Genomic DNA, 15,846 nt, shown 5'->3' on the forward strand with positions numbered 1-15,846 from the left:
CCTCCCGGGTCAGGCGGACGGCAGCGGCCGGTACGGCAGGCCGGGAAGCCGGATGCGAACCGCATCCCCGGGACTGAGGAAGCCGGTCGCCTCGACCACGGCCATCACCCCGGCCCGCCGCACCACCCGCCCCTCCCCACCACGGGGGAACACCTCCAGGCGCACGCCGTCGATGCCCCGCACCCCGTCGAGGCGGACGACGGCGTGCGCCCCGAGCTGCAGGCGGGTGCCGAGCGGAAGCCGCGCGAGGTCGATGCCGCGCGTGGTGACGTTCTCGCCGAGCTCTCCCGGCTCCAGCTCGTGCCCGGCCTCGGCGAACTCGTCCAGGACCTCCGCCGGCAGCAGGTGGACCTGCCCGACGCCACGCCGACGCCGCCGCGAGGCACCCCGCACACCGAGGTCGCCCTCGACCCCGACCCCGGCCAGCAGCCGGACCCGCGTCCGCAGCTCCCTCCCGTCCCGGTCCCCGGCATCACGCCGAAGCACCCGGCCGACGACCCCGTCGTACAAGACCACTCCTCACCACCGAGACCGCACCGCGCGGCTCAACGCCCGAGGGCCACCCACCGGTGCCACCAACCCGCCAAACACCCCCGAACGGCTGAAGCCCGCCGCCCCGGTGTCATCCACGCGGCCGCGCAGCGGATGCCGGTCCGCGCCCACCACGTCAGGCTGCGGTCAACGGCACACCGCACAGACGAGGACCGAGCCATGTCCCACCACCGGCGTTTCGGGGTCATCACCGGAGCGGCAGTCCTGCTGCTCACCGCCACCGCGTGCTCCGCCGACAGGACCACCGTGGGCACCCTCAGCTTCCGCGCCCACGACTCGCCGGTCGAACTGACCTACAGCAACACGCCGGTCCAGGGCTGCCACAGGATCGCCCTCCCGCGCGGCGCCGCGCACGTGGAGAACAACACGCTCGTCGACATCGTCCTGTACCGCACCCCGGGCTGTCAGAAGTCGGACAAGGCCCCCGGCACCTACGTCGCCACCAGCATGTCCGACGTCACCGCCCCGGACACCCTCCCCTGGCGCAGCTTCACCGTCGTCCACTGACCACCCCGCCCGGACCACCACCCGCGTCGGTGCGGAGCGTTCCCCCTGCTAGCTTCCCTCCCATGGGGGAGCACCAGGAGGACACGAGAGCGGCCTACGACGACGTCGTCGAGCTGTACGCGTCGCTGTTCGCCGACCAGCTGGAAACGCGACCGTTCGCCCGCGCCATGGTCGGCACGTTCGCCGAGCTGGTCCGCGCGACGGGCAACCTCCGCACAGCCGACGTCGGGTGCGGCCCCGGCCACCTGACGGCCATGCTGCACGGCCTGGGACTGGACGCCTTCGGACTCGACCTCTCCCCGGCCATGATCGCCCACGCCCGCCGCTCCCACCCGGACCTGCAGTTCGACGAGGCCCGCATGGAGGCCCTCCCGGTCGAGGACCACACCCTCGGCGGCGTGATGGCCCACTACTCGATGATCCACACCCCGCCCGGGGAACTGCCCGCGCTGATCGCCGAGCAGGTACGCGCCCTGGCACCCGGAGGCCTGCTCCTGGTCTCCTTCTTCGCCACCGACGCCCCCGACCCGGTCCGCTTCGACCACAAGGTGACCCCCGCCTACGCCTGGCCGGCCGCCCGCTTCACCGCCCTCCTGACCGCCGCCGGCCTCACCCCCGTGGCCCAGCTCCTCCACGACCCCGCCTCGGAACGCGGCTACCTGGACGCCCACCTCCTGGGGAGAGCGGTCCCCCGTACCGGTTGATCCGACCGCTCGGATCTGCCGGCGGGTCGCGCCGACCGTGCTGGACGACGCCGGTCGGACCGCTCCCGAGCCGGGGATCAGGACGACACAGCCGGGGGAAGGAGCTCGGAGACGAGGGCGGCGAACTCCTCGGGGTCGAGGATGCGGATCCCCAGTTCCTCGGCCTTGGTCCGCTTGGAGCCGGCCTTCTCACCCGCCACCAGGAGGGTGGTGCGCTTGGACACCGACGACGACGCCTTTCCGCCGGCCCGCTCGATCAGCTCGTTCATCTCGTTCCGGGACAGCTCCGCGAGGGCACCGGTCATGGAGCCGGTCACCACGACGGCCTGACCGGCCAGCGGCCCACCCGCCGGTTCCGCACCCTCGCCCACCTCGGTCGCGGGCTTCTGCGGCTCGGTCACCTGCGTGCCGACCCGCTGCGCCTGGAGCTTGTCGAGGAGCGGGGCGAGTTCGACGAGTTCGGCCGCGATGACGCGGGCCTTCTCCGTCCCGATGCCGTCGACCCCGGCCAGGGTGTCGGCGTCGGCGGCCCGGATCGCGGCCATCGAGCCGAAGTGCGCGGCGATCCGGCGGGACATCGTGCGCCCGGTGCCGCGGACGCCGAGGGCGCAGAACACGCGGCTCAACGCGGCCCCGCGAGCGGTCTCGATCGCGGCCAGGAGGTTGGTGGCGCTGGTCTCACCCATCCGCTCCAGGCCGAGGAGCTGCTCGCGGGTCAGGGTGAACAGGTCGGCGATGTCCTTGACCAGACCGGCCTCCACCAGCTGGATCGCGCGCGTGCCGCCGAGGCCTTCGATGTCGAGCTGGTCCCGTCCGGCCGCGTAGATCACCGAGGCCACGGCCTGGCAGCTCCGGCCGCGCACGCACCGCCACCGCTGCTCGGTGGTGTCGATCGTGTCGCCGCAGCGGGGGCACGTCTCGGGGAAGGCGATCGGGCTCTCGGCGCCGGTGCGCTGGTCGACCAGGGGCGCCTCGACCCGGGGGATCACGTCGCCGGCCCGGTACACGAAGACCTGGTCGCCGATCATGAGCCCCCGGCGGGTGATGTCGGCCGGGTTGTGGAGCGTCGCGTAGGTGACCGTCACCCCGTCGATGACCACGGGCTCCAGGACGGCGCGCGGGGCGATGATCCCGGTCCGGCCGACGTTCCACTCCACCGCCAGCAGGCGCGTCACCTTGTGTTCGGCCGCCAGCTTCCGGGCCACCGCCCACCTCGGGGCGCGCGAGCCGTTGCCGGCCTGCCGCTGGTCCTCGGCGGTGTCGGCCTTGACGACGACACCGTCGATCCCGAACGGCAGGTCGCCGCGCAGGCCGGCGATCACGTCGATACGTTCCTGCACCTGCTCCAGGGTCTCGTACCGCGCGGGGGCGGCGGCCGTGCTGGCGGCGGTGTTCGCGCCGAGCACGGCCAGGTTCTCCAGCAGTTCGAGGTGGCCGAGGTCGTCCAGGCCGATCGCGCCGTAGGCGAAGAAGGTCAACTCGATCCGGTACGGGCGGTCCTTGGCCCGCAGCGTGCCGGCCGCCCCGCTGCGCGGGTGGGCGAACGGCGTGGCCTCGTGGGCGAGGCGGATCCGGTTGGCCTCCTCGAACTGCGCCGTCGTCAGCAGGACCTCGCCGCGCAGCTCGACGTCGATCGGCTGGGTGAGCACCGGCGGCAGACCAAGGACGGCGTCGGCGGCGTGGGTGATGTCCTCGCCGGCCAGGCCGTCGCCCCGGGTGAGGACCTGGACGAGCCGGCCACCCCGGTACCGGGCGGCCACCGCCAGGCCGTCGAGCTTCGGCTCCACGCACCACCCGGCCACCGGGCGGCCGAGACGCCGCTCCAGCCCCGCGGCCCACTCGGCGAGCTCGTCGGCGTCGAAGACGTTGTCGAGGGAAAGCATCGGCACCGAATGCGGCACGTCGCCCTGCACGGCCCCGCCCGCCACCTTCCCGGTCGGCGACTCGGCGAGCACCTCGTCCGGGTGGGCCTCCTCGTAGGCCGCGATGGAGCGCAGCAGCCCGTCGTACTCGTCGTCGCCGAGCGGGGTGGTCCCGTCGCCGTAGTACGCGGCCGACGCCGCCACGGCGACGGTCACGGCCTCCACGTAGGCGGCAGGAGAGAGCAGGGCACTGTTTTCGGTCATGAAGGTCATCATCCCGCCCCCCACTGACAACGCCCCGGCAGCGCCGGCCGAAGGTGTCAGAGGACGCCGAGCTCCTTCTCGATGTAGGCGACGATGCCCATCGTGGTCGCGAAGGAGCCGCCGGAGCAGCCGACCCCGACGAGCGCGGTGCCGCCGAGGTGGCGGATGAGCATGTAGGCGACGAGGGCGGCGACGACCCCGCAGAGGATGGCGATGATGATCGCCATGACCTTCTCGGTCGTCGTCGGGTCCTGCGCGGGAGGGTTGTTGACGGCCATCGGTGGCTGGTCCTCTCTGGTCCCCGGACCGCTCCGTCCGAAGCGATCTGCCCTCAGCCAATCCCGCCGCCACGTGCACTTCGAGAGCAAGATCGTTCCTGGATTTTCCCGACCTGCCCTGGGCAACGTCCACCCAGGTCAACCGGTATGAATGCATGCCAGATGAACAAGATCGACATCAGGGTGCAATGGCCACTGAACGGGGCATCCCGGCCGTGCGGGATGCTGGTCTCCTGGACGGTGGCGAAAGGGGCCGCAGGGATGGCGACTTGGCGGGAACAGTTAGCGGAGGCGGACGGCTGGAAGGGCTACCGCACCGCGCTGCGGACACTGCGTGAAGGCGGGCCCGTCTTCGAAGAGCTGCCCGACCGGAGCCTTGAGATCGCGAAGAAGGTCCCCGGGCTGCGCGGCTACTCCAAGTCCGCCTTCGCACAGCTGCTGGCCCCGCAGGTGCCCGACACGCGCCCGGACTGGCCCAAGGTCGAGCTCGTGGTCCGGATCTGCGCCGAGCACCAGGGCGTCGAGAACGTCACCGCCTTCGTGCGGCTGTGGGCCGACGCGTACCGCGGGTGCGGCGGCGACCCGGGGGAGCGCTTCGCGCCGGCGCCGCAGCAGGAGCAGGCGCCCGCGGCGCCCACCCCCACCGCCACCCCCACCCCAGCCCCTGACCCGATGGTCACGCTGGACACGCCGACCACGAGGCCGAAGCGGCCGTGGCGGAAGTCGAAGCCCGTCGTGGGGGCCGCCGTGCTGCTGGCCACGGCGGCCCTGGTCCTCGGGTCGATCGAGATCAACCTCTACCTCAACCAGCGCAACGACGGCGCCCAGCCTCCCGTAGGCCCGACCGGACCGTCGCAGTCGGCGGGAACCAAGGCCACCGGGCCGGCCACGGGCCGGCCCGGCACCACCAAGGACCCAAAGCAGAGCCCCGGCCCCAGTGCCCCCGCGAAGACGAGCCGGCCCCCGGGCAGCATCTTCAGCGCACACGTGGCGTGGTCCGACGACGGAGGGGGCGGCGGGTCGACGGCCGACACCGTCAACGTGTCCTCCTCGTACCGCCGGGACGACCCCTCCCCCCAGCGGATCGGCACGCTCAACCGCACCGACGCGATCACCGTGACCTGCCAAGAATCCGACGGCCGCACCATCGGTGCCGGCCCCGCCTACCCCGGCCCCGCCACCGCCAAGGAGCGGGACGCCAAGGGCATCTGGTACCGCATCACCGATCCCGTGACCGGCTGGATCCCCGGCGTCTACGTGGACACCGGCAGGGACTCCCTCCCGGCCTGCTGACCCGCCCCTACCGCGTCCGCACGACGTACCAGCGAAAGGGAAGCGCCCCATGGCATCCGATTCCCGGTCCGCCCCGCCCCCGAAGAAGTCCCGCACCCTGGTGCTCAGCGCCGCGGCTGCCACCGCGATCGCCGTCACCGCCGCGGGCATCGGCTACCTCGCTGGCAGCTCCGAGCAGCACCAGGACAGCAGGAACGGCGGCCTCGCGGTCGCCGGGAACACCGCGCTGCCGTTCCCGGAGGTCAGCCGGACCTCCGGGCTGAGCCGGGTGAAGACGGACAGCCCGGGCGACCCCGTCAAGATCCGCCCCTGCCCCGGCCTCGCGCCTGCCGGCGCCCACGACTGCCAGGGCGTGGAGTTCCTCGAGGACGCCGCCGCCGTGCAGATGTGGTGCCTGAAGGACACCACCGCGCCCCAGGGCTACCCCGCCACCCACAAGCGGTGGTTCTACGTGATCCAGGCCGACGGCAGCCCGCACCCCGGCCGGACCGGCTGGATCTACTCCGCGCTCATCCCCACCACCGAGCAGATCCGCGTTCCCGACTGCACCATCGAGCGGATCCTGGCCGCCGGCCCGCTGCCGACGTACGCTCCCGAGCCCACCGCCCCGCCGGCCCCCACCACGCCCCCCGCGACCACGACGCCCCCGCCCCCGCCCCCCTCGACGTCCAGGGCCCCCGAGCCGCCGCCCCCGCCGCCCCCGCCGACGACGCCACCCCCGACCGAGCCCACGAAGCCCGCCAAGCGCACGATCAGCGAGCAGACCGGCAGGCACGGCGCGCCCGCCTTCCTCGACGCCCACGGCGCCAGGGGACCCGGCGAGCGGATCCCGGCCCACACCTGGGTCGAGGTCGAATGCCGGGTGTACGCGCCCGAGATCGAATCCGCCAGGGACGACGGCTGGTGGTACCGGATCGTCACCAGCCCGTGGAACGGCAGCTACTACGCGGCCGCCAACGCCTTTATGAACGGCGACGCGCCCGGCCAGACACCACCCACCAACACCGACTGGTCCGTCCCCGTCTGCTGAACCCCACCCCACACCGCAACCGCAGACAGGACGGCGGCGTTCCGTGTCCGGCCCGCCCCTTCAAGGCGGGCAGGCCGGCCCGGCTACTGACAGGTGCCGCGGGTGTGGCCGTTCCGGCAGCAGTTGAGTCAACGGTCAGCCAGCCGTGGCCGAGGGGCCTCACCCGTGGCATCCGCGTCCGCGTCGGTGCCGTCGGTGCCGTCGGTTCCGACCGGGCCACGGGGAAGCATCCGGTCCAGCCACCTCGGCAGCCACCAGTTGGTCCGGCCGAGGAGCGTCATGGTCGCCGGAACCAGCACCATGCGCACGACAGTGGCGTCGATGAAGATCGCGGTGGCCAGACCGAGCCCGAACATCTTGGTGGACGGGTCCTCGGCGACGGCGAAGGACAGGAAGACCGCCACCATGATGAGGGCGGCCGAGGTGATGATCCGGGCGGTGCCTGAGATGCCCTCGACGATCGCCGTGCCGTTGTCGCCGGTGCGCAGGTACTCCTCGCGTACGCGGGAGAGGAGGAACACCTCGTAGTCCATCGACAGGCCGAACAGGATGGCGAAGAGGAACATCGGGATGAACGACACGATCGGAACCGTCGCTTCCAGCCCGATGAGTGCGCCTCCCCAGCCCCACTGGAAGACGGCGACCATGATGCCGTAGGCCGCGCCGATGCTCAGCAGGTTCAGCAGTACCGCCTTGAGCGGTACGAGTACCGAGCGGAAGACCAGCATCAGCAGCAGGAACGACATCGCCAGCACGGCGGCGACGAGCACCGGCAGGCGCTGGCTGGTGCGTTGGCCCACATCGGACAGGCTCGCGGCGGCGCCGCCGACGTGGGCCCTCGCCGGGCCGTGCCCGATCGCCGTCGGCAGGACGCCGGTGCGCAGCCGGGTGATGGTGTCGGCCGTGGCCTTGTCCTGAGGGCTGGTGGTCGGGAACACCACGAGGGTCGCGATGCCGGTGGCCCGGTCGATGCGCGCCGGCGCGACGGATGCGATACCCGGATCCGCCGCGACCGTTGCGACGAGCCGGTCCAGCACTCCCGGATCACCGGCGGGGTCCGCGGCGATGACGAGGGGACCGTTGGTGCCCGGGCCGAACCCCTCGGCGACGAGGTCGTAGGCGCGGCGCTCGGTACGGCTCTGGGGCTGTGAGCCGTCGTCGGGCAGCCCGACGCGCAGGCCGAGCACGGGCAGCGTCGCGGTCAGCAGCAGCCCCGCCGCGCCGATCGCGTACAGCGCCGGGTGCCGGCTGACGTGCCCGATCCAGCGCCGCCAACCGGTGGCGGGAGCAGCACCCGCCACCGCGTCCCGCCGCCGTGCGAGCCGGCCCAGCCGCCTGCTCTGCAGAGCCCGGCCGATCCGGCCGGCCCGGGCCAGGCGTGCGCCGGCGGCGCCGAGGAAGGCCGGCAGAAGCGTCACCGACGCGACCACCATCGTCAGAACGACGATCGAGACGGCGAACCCGCCCACCGTCATGAACGGCACGTTCGCGACCGCCAGGCCGAGGATCGATACGACGACGACGCCACCGGCGAAGACCACGGGCCGCCCCGCCGTGGCCACCGCACGCCCCGCCGCCTCGTGGGGATCGAGCCCGCCCGCGAGGTACTCCCGGTGCCTGGCGAGCACGAACAGCGCGTAGTCGATGCCCACTCCGAGCCCGACCATGCTGCCCAGGACGGGGGCGAAGGTCGGGACGTCCGTCACCCCCGCCAGTACCGTCATCGTGGCAACCCCGATGGTCAGCCCGAAGACCGCCATGCCGATCGGCAGCGCGGCGGCGACGAGCGAACCGAACGCCAGGAACAGGATCGCGGCCGCAGCGAGGAGGCCGATCAGCTCGCTCACGCCGCCGTTGGGGTCGGAGAAGGCGTAGAAGAGGCTCCCGCCCATCTCGATGCGCAGCGGCAGCTCGGCGCGCAGCCGGTCGCCGAGACCGACGAGGGCGTGGAGGTCTTCGGCCGACAGGCGGCTCTGGTCGGGATACTGCACCCGGACGACCGCGATCCGCCCGTCGGCCGAGACAAGGCCGCCGCGCACGGCGGTGTCCCCGCGTGCGGCGAGTGCCCCCGCCGGATCGCTCGTGCCGAGCACGTGCGGCAGCCGCTTCACCTCGGTCTGCAGCCGCGCGAGAGCGGTGCGCGCGCTGCCGTTGTCGAAGAACGTCGCACCGCCGTCGAGGGGGGTGACGACCACTTGGGCGGTCATCCCCTCCTGGCCGGTGCCGGCCCGCTCGATCAGTTCCGCGGCTCGTTGGGAGTCCAGCCCCGGAGCGGTCATCGAGTCCGCGGTCCGCCCGCCGAAGGCGATCGCGGCGAGGACGGCAAGCGTGGCGGCGACCAGCCATGCCGCGATCACCCGCCAGGGATGGCGGGCGGCGCTTGCGCCCAGGCGCAACAGGGCATTCGAGAGCATCGGGTCCTCCAACCACCTCGGTGGCCGTCCTTGTACGGCCGCCGATGCCGAGGCTCGTCGCCACGGCGCTCTGCGGCATCGGCCCGCGGGCCGCAGATCCGTGGGCCCCAGGGCGGGGTGACGCCCCGTTCTTTCGGCCGATGCGCAGCACGGCGCGGCGCCTAGGCTGAGAACCGTGCCACGAGACGACCTGCGAACCCTCTGGACCGAACCCCGGCCGCCCAACGCGCCCGCCCGGGTGTGGCAGGACTGGGCGCTGCTCGCCGTGGGCCTCGGCGGTGTGGCGCTGGAGGCCACTCTGCGCGAGGACGTCGTGTGGCGGCCGGTGGCGGTGGTGTTCGCCGTATGGCTGTGCCTGCTGTCCCTGTGGCGCCGGACCCGCCCACTGGCGATGGTCGAGCTGGGGTTCGGCTCGGTGATGCTGCTTCACGTGGCCTCGCTCGCCGCTGCACCGCGCGACCCGGCCGGCCTGGACACCAACGTGGTCGTGCTCGTGCTCGTGTACGCCCTGCCCCGGTGGGGATCGGGACGGGAGATTGTGCTCGGCGGCGCGGTGATCCTCGCGGCCTGCACCCTGGCGACCGTCACGTACGAGACCCCGGTCGTCCAGAACGTCGTGGGCCTCGCCTTCCTGCTGCTGCCCGGCGTGGTCGGGGCTGCCGTGCGGTTCCGGGTGACCGCGCGCGAGCGGCTGCTGGACCAGGTGCGCTCCCGCGAGCGCGAGCAGCTCGCCCGGGAACTGCACGACACGGTGGCCCACCACGTGTCGGCCATGGTGATCATCGCCCAGGCGGGCCGGGTGCTCGCGGGCACCGACCCGTCCGCCGCCGTCGAGGCGCTGGAGAAGGTCGAGGAGGAAGGGGCCCGCACGCTGGAGGAAATGCGCGCCATGGTCGCCGCGCTGCGGGACCGCGGCGTCGGCGCCGAGCTGGCGCCCCCTGCCGGAGTCGCGGATCTGGAGCGCCTGGTGCGCACGCCGGGTGGGCGCCTCCGGGTCGACCTGGGACTCGACGGCGAACTGGACGCGCTGCCCCCGGCCGTGGACGCGGCCGTCTACCGCATTGTGCAGGAGTCGGTGACCAACGCGATGCGCCATGCGGTCGAAGCGACCGAGGTCGTCGTCCGGATCGCCGCCGAACGGCACACGGTACGGGTGAGCGTGCGCGACAACGGCCAGCGCACCGGCCGAGGCCGTGCCGGATACGGACTTGCCGGACTGCGCGAGCGCGCTGCCCTGCTCGGCGGCACACTACGAGCCGGTCCCGGCACCGACCAGGGCTGGCATGTCGAAGCCGAACTGCCGAGAGGGAGGACCGAGAGCGGTGCCCATCCGCGTCCTCGTCGCTGACGACCAGACCATCATCCGCACCGGACTGCGGATCATGCTGAACGCCCAGCCCGGCATCGAGGTGATCGGCGAGGCCGCCGACGGACACGAATCGGTACGCCTGGCCCGCGAACTACGCCCTGACGTCTGCCTGTTCGACATCCGCATGCCCGTGATCGACGGCCTCGAGGCCACCCGGCTGGTCGCCGGCCCGGGCGTCGCCGACCCGCTGGCCGTGGTGGTCATCACCACGTTCGACCTCGACGAGTACGTCTACGGCGCGCTGCGCGCAGGCGCCCGCGGATTCCTCCTCAAGGACACGGGACCAGACCTTCTGGCACAGGCCGTACGGTCGGCGTCCGACGGTGAGGCGCTCATCGCCCCCAGCGTCACCGTCCGTCTGCTCCAGGCATTCGCGGACCTGCCCGCCGGCCGGCCCGTGGCCCAGCCGGTCTCCCCCGTCACCACCCGCGAGGAGCAGGTGCTCCTGGCCGTCGCCCGCGGGCTGACCAACACCGAGATCGCCGATGCGCTGCACATCAGCCTCAGCACGGTGAAGACGCATCTGGCCAGCCTGATGGCCAAACTCGGCGCCCGCAACCGGGTCGAGATAGCGATGTGGGCCTACGAAACCCGCCGCATCCTCCCCGCAACCTGAGCCGGGCCATGTCCCGCGAGCCCCCGCCCGGACATCAGCGCACGGATGGAAGACCTCACCAGAACCACCCGATGATCACGAACTCGATACGCGCCCCAGCCAACGGTGCTGGAACGGGGACCCAGTACATGCCGTATGCCCGGCATGCTTCGCTGTCAGGAGCTCCCCCTCGAGCTCGGTGCCGCCGCTCTCCCGGCGGACGCCCGATGCCGTCGGGGTGGTTCTCATCCCGACGGCAAGCCGCTGCAGAGCCACGGACGGTGGTCGTGATCAATAGACCTAGGGGCGGATGAGGACGCGGAAGGGGTCGCCTTCGAGGTAGCGCCAGCGGCGGAAGAACTGGGTGTTCGTGCCGCCTTGCACGCTCTGCTCTGTGCGGCTGATCATGCACACGCTGGCCCCGGTCCCGCCGGTGCGGGAGGGGATACGGGGGAGGGAGCAGCCGGGGAAGGAGCGGCGCTGGCCGCCGGAGCCGAGGCCTTCTCGGGCGGAGGCGATGGGGTACTCGTCGCAGGACTTGCCGCTGATGCTGGGGGCGTCGGCGCAGGCCAGCTTGCGGTTGCGTGCCCAGACGTCCGGATCGAGCGAGCGGTGCAGGGGGCGGGCGAAGGTGGCTCCGGGCAGACCTGAGCCCTGGGCGCGGGTGATGTGCGAGGCGAGCTGGGGTGTGCTGCTCTTGCGGTAGATCAGGGCGGAGGCGTACCAGGGAACCACACAGCCGGTGCTGGTGCGGCCCGGCGTGGCGGTGTCGCAGCGGAACTCATCGAGTGTGAGGTCGCCGACGGCGTCGGGGTAGCCGGGGTTGGTGAGGGTGAAGGCCCAGATGGTGGCGCAGCGGCCGATCGCTCCCTTCCAGGTTGCGGTGGTCGCGTAGGTCGCCTCGCCGTTCTTGGTCGATCCCGCGGGGGAGAGCGGCTGGAGGGGGAAGGTGGCGGAAACGATGCGGCACAGGCCCGAGACCGTCGTGCGGCCGCTGATGCCGGCGCTCATGGCCTCGCCCCAGCCGCTCTTGACGTTGACCTGCGCCTGGTAGGTCCAGCGCGGGCTGGAGGCGCTGCTGTGGTTGTAGCTGACGATGTCGAAGCGGGCCTCTCCGACCGTCTTCCGTACGCCGTCGATGGTCCGGTACGTCGTGTAGAGGATGGGGCTGACCAGGCAGACCGCCTCCCGCCGGCCCTGCACCTTGTTGACCGCCTTCGCACACCAGTCAGGGACCGTCACCGCGGACGGCACGGACCCTGCGCGGGACAGGGGTATCTCGGTCGCCGGCAGAGAACGCAGGCAGGCACCGGTGCCGACGGCTTCTGGAGCCGTGCAAGATGTCACCGTCGAGCGGACCGACAGCAGCGACGAGGCCCCGGCATCCGGTCTGGCGACGGGCGCGTCGCCTACTGCCGCAGATGCGCGGATGGGGTCTGACGCAACGGTGTCTTTCCCGGGCAGGGCGGGGGTGGCCTGTCGGGCCTGCGCGGGAACCGCGGCGAGCGTGGTGGCGGCTAACGCGCCGATGGTCATGGCGGAGGTGAGGAAGCGTCTGAGCTGCACAAGCAATCCCTTCGGGCAGCCGGGCACAGTCGGTCCAGCGCCCACGACGCCGGATCCACACGGGATCCCATCACACGCCGAAGTTCCCCAACTTCGTGATGAGAAGGGTGGGTTCGAGATGGCCGCCGTCAGTCGGGCAGGAGGACCAGGACGCCTCGCCCTCGACACGACGCGGGACTGCTTGCGGGGCTGGCGCCCCCGCGGAGTTCTTCCGTACTGCCCTGGGGACCGCCACGGTGGTTGTGGCGTACGCCGAGGTCCGACCCTGCGGCGGGATTGCGTCCGGCATGCAGCGCGCCGCTGGCTGCTGGTTGGGGTCAGAAGCCCCGGAATACGCCGTCGTCGTCGGCGGCGTCGGTGAATTCTTCGTAGTCCATGTTGGCGAGGGAGAGGTTGTTGTCGATCGACCAGAGCCGGGTGGCGATGACCCGCAGGTTCTGGGCGCCTTCCTCAAGGAGGTCGATGATCAGAAGCGGCAGTTCCGTGTCACTGAGAGCGGCGCTGTCGGCGATCGCGATGAGCCGGTCCTGGCGGTGGACTGGTGCCTGTTGGACCACTTGCTCGGGGGTGAGGTCGCGGTAGGGGGGCGTCGAGGGTGACGACGTCAGCCTGGAAGCCTTCGGCAGTGGGGGTCTGGACGCTCTGGCAAAGGGTCTGCCAGGCGTGGGGCTGGGTGAAGTCGGTGCGGACCAGCAGGGTCGACACGTGGCGGTCTCCGGTCGTCGGCGGGGCCTGGGCATTGTGCCGGGCCGGAAGCTATGTGAAGCATGCCGGTGGCCGCTTTGGTTGTTGTGTCGCGTCCGTTCGGGTGGTGATTTCTGGCTGGGGTTTCTCTCTCCGGGGTGTGGGGAGGATCGGCGCGTATCGCCGGCGGTGTGCGGGCGGTCGCGAGGCAAAGGGATCTGGGATGGCTCAGGGCAGTGTGAAGTGGTTCAACGGAGAGAAGGGGTTCGGGTTCATCGAGCAGGACGGCGGAGGCCCGGACCTGTTCGTGCACTACTCGGAGATCCAAGGCAACGGCTACAAGAGCCTTGATGAGGGCCAGCGGGTCGAGTTCGAGATCGGCCAGGGCCAGAAGGGCCCGCAGGCCCAGCAAGTCCACGCGCTCTGACCTCGCTCTGCTGCTGGCCGGGCCCGCGTCAGCGGGCCCTTCGGCCTTGCAGGCGAAGTCGCAAGGGCCCTAGGCCGTTTCCTGCGGATCACCTTGCCGACCAGATGAAGATGGCGGCGAGGTGGAGTCCGGCGAGGTAGATGGTGGCGGTCTTGTCGTATCTGGTGGCCAGGCCGCGCCACTGTTTCAGCTTGTTGATGCACCGCTCGACGGTGTTCCGCTGCTTGTAGGCCTCGCGGTCGAAGGCGGGCGGGCGGCCGCCACGACTGCCCAGCCGCAGACGGTTGGTGCGCGCCGTCCTCACGGGCTTACTCGGCGACCAGCGGCTGCTGAAGGCCTGCGCCGAGCGGGACGTCGGAGCCGTCTTCCGGCTGCTGAACGCCCGAGGCGTCAGCACCCGCCGGATCGCGGCCGCCGCGGACATCACCCAAGGCCGCGTCTACGACTACATGAACAACAACAGCCGGGTGGAGAAGCTGTCGCTCTTCGAGCAGATCGCTGACGGCTTCCACATCCCCGGCCACGTCTTCGGACTCGCCCGCCGCCCCTGGGAACCCGAGCCGGTCGCGCTCGCGCCGCACCCGGCCCCCGACGTCCCGCCCGCAGACGATGACGACCTGGCCGCCATCGACGCCTTCCGCAGCGCGGACCGCCAGACCGGCGGCAGCCGCCTCTACCAGGCCGTCGTACGCCACCTCACCATCCACATCGCACCCCGCCTCGTCGACGCCGACAGCGGCCCCCAGATCTTCGCGGCCGCGGCCGCCCTGACCGAGATGGAGCCGGCTGGATGGCCCACGACTCGGCCGACGACGAGCTGGCCCTGCGCCACCTCACCCGCGCGCTGCCCCTTGCCCGGGCCTCCGGCGACGCACCGCTCGCGGCGAACATCGCCGCCAGCAGCAGCCACCTCACCCTCCAGACCGGCGATCCGGTCGGCGCGGCCCGCTGGGCGGAGACCGGACTCGGCCTCGCGGCCCACGGCCCCCGTACGCCCTCCCTCACCGCCAGGCTCCACACGATGAAGGCGCGGGCGCTGGCCGCCTGCTCCCAGCGGCCCGCCGCCGAGCAGGCACTGGAGGCCGCACGCCGGGAGCTCGACGCCCCCGCCGAGGCGGCCGGCCATCCTTGGCTCAGCCCGTTCGACCACGCCGCGTTCGCCAGCGAGTCGGCCCTGGTCCTCAAGGACCTCGGCCGCTACGACGACGCACTCCACCACGCCGAGGAGGCCATCGCGCTACGGGAGTCCGGCCGCGCGCGTTCCCTGGCCATGAGCCGCATCACCCTGGCCGCCACCCACCTCCGCCGCGCCGATGTGGACGCAGCCCTGGACGTGGGCCACGACCTGCTCACGACCAGCCCCACCCTCGGCTCGGTACGGGTGGCCCACCAACTCGACGACCTCCGTCGGGCCCTGGAAGCCCACCGGGCCTACCGTCCCGTCCAGCAGTACCTGGTGCGCTTCGACGACGCCAGGCGGGCCAGAATGCTCCTGATGGCCGACATCGTCACGCCCCGGAGAGGCACCACACATGAGGCCCACGCCTGACGACCCGCAGGCCTGGAACGCGTACCTCGCCGAGGGCAACCGCACCCAGGCTCGCAAGCGCGTCTCGGCGGACGCCCTGATCCGGGACCGGTCCGGCCGCGTGCTGCTGGTGAACCCCACCTACAAGCCCGGCTGGGACCTCCCGGGCGGCATGGCGGAGGCGCCAACGAGCCGCCGGACGAGGCCCTCTCCCGCGAGCTGAAGGAAGAACTCGACCTCGACATCAACCTCCAGGCCCTGTTGGTCGTCGACTGGGTCCCCCCGCACGGCCCCTGGGACGACCAGCTCGCCTTCATCTTCGACGCCGGCACCCTCGACGACGACCAGGCCGCGCACCTCAGGCCCCACGACGACGAACTCTCAGAGGCAGCCTTCGTGACCCCGACCCGGGCCCAAGAACTCCTGGGAGACAGGACCCACACCCGCCTGAACGCAGCCCTCCAGGCCGTCCAGTCCCAGCGGCCGCTCTACCTCCACGACGGACAGCCCGTCCTCTGAGGGTCGCCCTGGCCAGCAGTCCCCGAGGATGGCTCGGTCCGGGAACGCGCCGACGAGAACCCTTTCGGGGCGCGGTCCCTGCCCTCCCGTCGCTCTTCGACCGGACCTGCCTGCTGCTCCACACCACCGATGCCAGCCTCGACAACCTCGCCGAGCGCAGGCCGCTTACCGAGCACCCCCCCCGTGACGTCGACCGTGGCCTCGTAGCACGGTCAGGTGAATCCCGCGAAACCGCCTCCGCCGCCGGGCGGGCG

The 15,846-nt window shown here is 72.1% G+C and carries 14 protein-coding genes and 3 pseudogenes; 9 read left to right on the forward strand and 8 right to left on the reverse strand.

Annotated features, from left to right (window positions below):
• Positions 1 to 9: 9 nt before the first annotated feature.
• Positions 10 to 510 carry an MOSC domain-containing protein gene (locus ACIQUQ_RS30210; RefSeq protein WP_403982222.1) on the reverse strand — a complete coding sequence of 167 codons (501 nt, stop codon included), beginning with the start codon at positions 508 to 510 and terminating at the stop codon, positions 10 to 12.
• 201 nt (positions 511 to 711) lie between these two features.
• Between ACIQUQ_RS30210 and ACIQUQ_RS30215 the strand changes: the two genes are divergently transcribed.
• Together ACIQUQ_RS30215 and ACIQUQ_RS30220 are read left to right on the forward strand one after the other, a co-directional pair.
• Positions 712 to 1,059 carry a hypothetical protein gene (locus tag ACIQUQ_RS30215; protein ID WP_403982225.1) on the forward strand — a complete coding sequence of 116 codons (348 nt, stop codon included), beginning with the start codon at positions 712 to 714 and terminating at the stop codon, positions 1,057 to 1,059.
• Between the two features lie 62 nt (positions 1,060 to 1,121).
• Positions 1,122 to 1,763 (forward strand): class I SAM-dependent methyltransferase, encoded by a 642-nt coding sequence (locus ACIQUQ_RS30220; protein ID WP_403982228.1) that lies wholly within the window; start codon positions 1,122 to 1,124, stop codon positions 1,761 to 1,763.
• A 77-nt stretch (positions 1,764 to 1,840) separates the two neighbouring features.
• Here the strand turns inward: ACIQUQ_RS30220 and ligA are convergent, their stop codons facing one another.
• Together ligA and ACIQUQ_RS30230 are read right to left on the reverse strand one after the other, a co-directional pair.
• Positions 1,841 to 3,889 (reverse strand): NAD-dependent DNA ligase LigA, encoded by a 2,049-nt coding sequence (gene ligA / locus ACIQUQ_RS30225; RefSeq protein WP_403982231.1) that lies wholly within the window; start codon positions 3,887 to 3,889, stop codon positions 1,841 to 1,843.
• Between the two features lie 56 nt (positions 3,890 to 3,945).
• A complete protein-coding gene (locus tag ACIQUQ_RS30230) occupies positions 3,946 to 4,167 on the reverse strand; it encodes a hypothetical protein (protein ID WP_403982234.1) in 222 nt (73 codons plus the stop codon).
• Between the two features lie 261 nt (positions 4,168 to 4,428).
• Between ACIQUQ_RS30230 and ACIQUQ_RS30235 the strand changes: the two genes are divergently transcribed.
• Together ACIQUQ_RS30235 and ACIQUQ_RS30240 are read left to right on the forward strand one after the other, a co-directional pair.
• The gene (locus ACIQUQ_RS30235) at positions 4,429 to 5,460 is read left to right on the forward strand and encodes a hypothetical protein (protein WP_403982237.1); all 1,032 of its coding nucleotides are present in this window, start codon (positions 4,429 to 4,431) and stop codon (positions 5,458 to 5,460) included.
• A 49-nt stretch (positions 5,461 to 5,509) separates the two neighbouring features.
• Positions 5,510 to 6,490, forward strand: coding sequence for a hypothetical protein (locus tag ACIQUQ_RS30240; RefSeq protein ID WP_403982239.1), 981 nt, complete (start codon positions 5,510 to 5,512; stop codon positions 6,488 to 6,490).
• Positions 6,491 to 6,618: 128 nt separating this feature from the next.
• Here the strand turns inward: ACIQUQ_RS30240 and ACIQUQ_RS30245 are convergent, their stop codons facing one another.
• Positions 6,619 to 8,904, reverse strand: a complete 2,286-nt coding sequence (locus tag ACIQUQ_RS30245; protein ID WP_403982242.1) for an MMPL family transporter — start codon at positions 8,902 to 8,904, stop codon at positions 6,619 to 6,621.
• 175 nt (positions 8,905 to 9,079) lie between these two features.
• Between ACIQUQ_RS30245 and ACIQUQ_RS30250 the strand changes: the two genes are divergently transcribed.
• Together ACIQUQ_RS30250 and ACIQUQ_RS30255 are read left to right on the forward strand one after the other, a co-directional pair.
• Complete coding sequence (locus tag ACIQUQ_RS30250) at positions 9,080 to 10,252, forward strand: sensor histidine kinase (RefSeq protein WP_403982245.1); 1,173 nt, start codon at positions 9,080 to 9,082, stop codon at positions 10,250 to 10,252.
• Entirely contained in the window at positions 10,227 to 10,889 is a 663-nt protein-coding gene (locus ACIQUQ_RS30255) for a response regulator (protein ID WP_403982248.1), read from the forward strand. The genes ACIQUQ_RS30250 and ACIQUQ_RS30255 overlap by 26 nt, the downstream gene beginning before the upstream one ends.
• A gap of 279 nt (positions 10,890 to 11,168) precedes the next feature.
• On the opposite strand, the gene ACIQUQ_RS30260 is transcribed toward ACIQUQ_RS30255, so the two are convergent.
• Both ACIQUQ_RS30260 and ACIQUQ_RS30265 read right to left on the reverse strand, forming a co-directional pair.
• Positions 11,169 to 12,110, reverse strand: a complete 942-nt coding sequence (locus ACIQUQ_RS30260) for a hypothetical protein (protein WP_403982251.1) — start codon at positions 12,108 to 12,110, stop codon at positions 11,169 to 11,171.
• A gap of 641 nt (positions 12,111 to 12,751) precedes the next feature.
• Positions 12,752 to 13,139 (reverse strand): annotated as a pseudogene (locus tag ACIQUQ_RS30265) (DUF6924 domain-containing protein).
• Positions 13,140 to 13,341: 202 nt separating this feature from the next.
• Here ACIQUQ_RS30265 and ACIQUQ_RS30270 point away from each other — a divergent pair.
• The gene (locus ACIQUQ_RS30270) at positions 13,342 to 13,545 is read left to right on the forward strand and encodes a cold-shock protein (protein ID WP_403982254.1); all 204 of its coding nucleotides are present in this window, start codon (positions 13,342 to 13,344) and stop codon (positions 13,543 to 13,545) included.
• 88 nt (positions 13,546 to 13,633) lie between these two features.
• Here the strand turns inward: ACIQUQ_RS30270 and ACIQUQ_RS30275 are convergent.
• Both ACIQUQ_RS30275 and ACIQUQ_RS30280 read right to left on the reverse strand, forming a co-directional pair.
• Positions 13,634 to 13,831 (reverse strand): annotated as a pseudogene (locus ACIQUQ_RS30275) (IS5/IS1182 family transposase); the annotation flags it as partial.
• A gap of 22 nt (positions 13,832 to 13,853) precedes the next feature.
• Positions 13,854 to 14,240: a hypothetical protein gene (locus ACIQUQ_RS30280; RefSeq protein WP_403982257.1), complete on the reverse strand. Its 387-nt coding sequence runs from the start codon at positions 14,238 to 14,240 to the stop codon at positions 13,854 to 13,856.
• Between the two features lie 95 nt (positions 14,241 to 14,335).
• Here ACIQUQ_RS30280 and ACIQUQ_RS30285 point away from each other — a divergent pair, with 95 nt between their 5' ends.
• Positions 14,336 to 15,094, forward strand: coding sequence for a hypothetical protein (locus tag ACIQUQ_RS30285; RefSeq protein ID WP_403982260.1), 759 nt, complete (start codon positions 14,336 to 14,338; stop codon positions 15,092 to 15,094).
• Positions 15,078 to 15,592, forward strand: a pseudogene (locus ACIQUQ_RS30290) (NUDIX domain-containing protein). The gene ACIQUQ_RS30285 and the pseudogene ACIQUQ_RS30290 overlap by 17 nt, the downstream one beginning before the upstream one ends.
• Positions 15,593 to 15,846: the final 254 nt, after the last annotated feature.

The sequence above is a fragment of the Streptomyces sp. NPDC101118 genome, from assembly GCF_044759445.1.
In the GTDB taxonomy this organism is placed as follows: Bacteria; Actinomycetota; Actinomycetes; order Streptomycetales; family Streptomycetaceae; genus Streptomyces.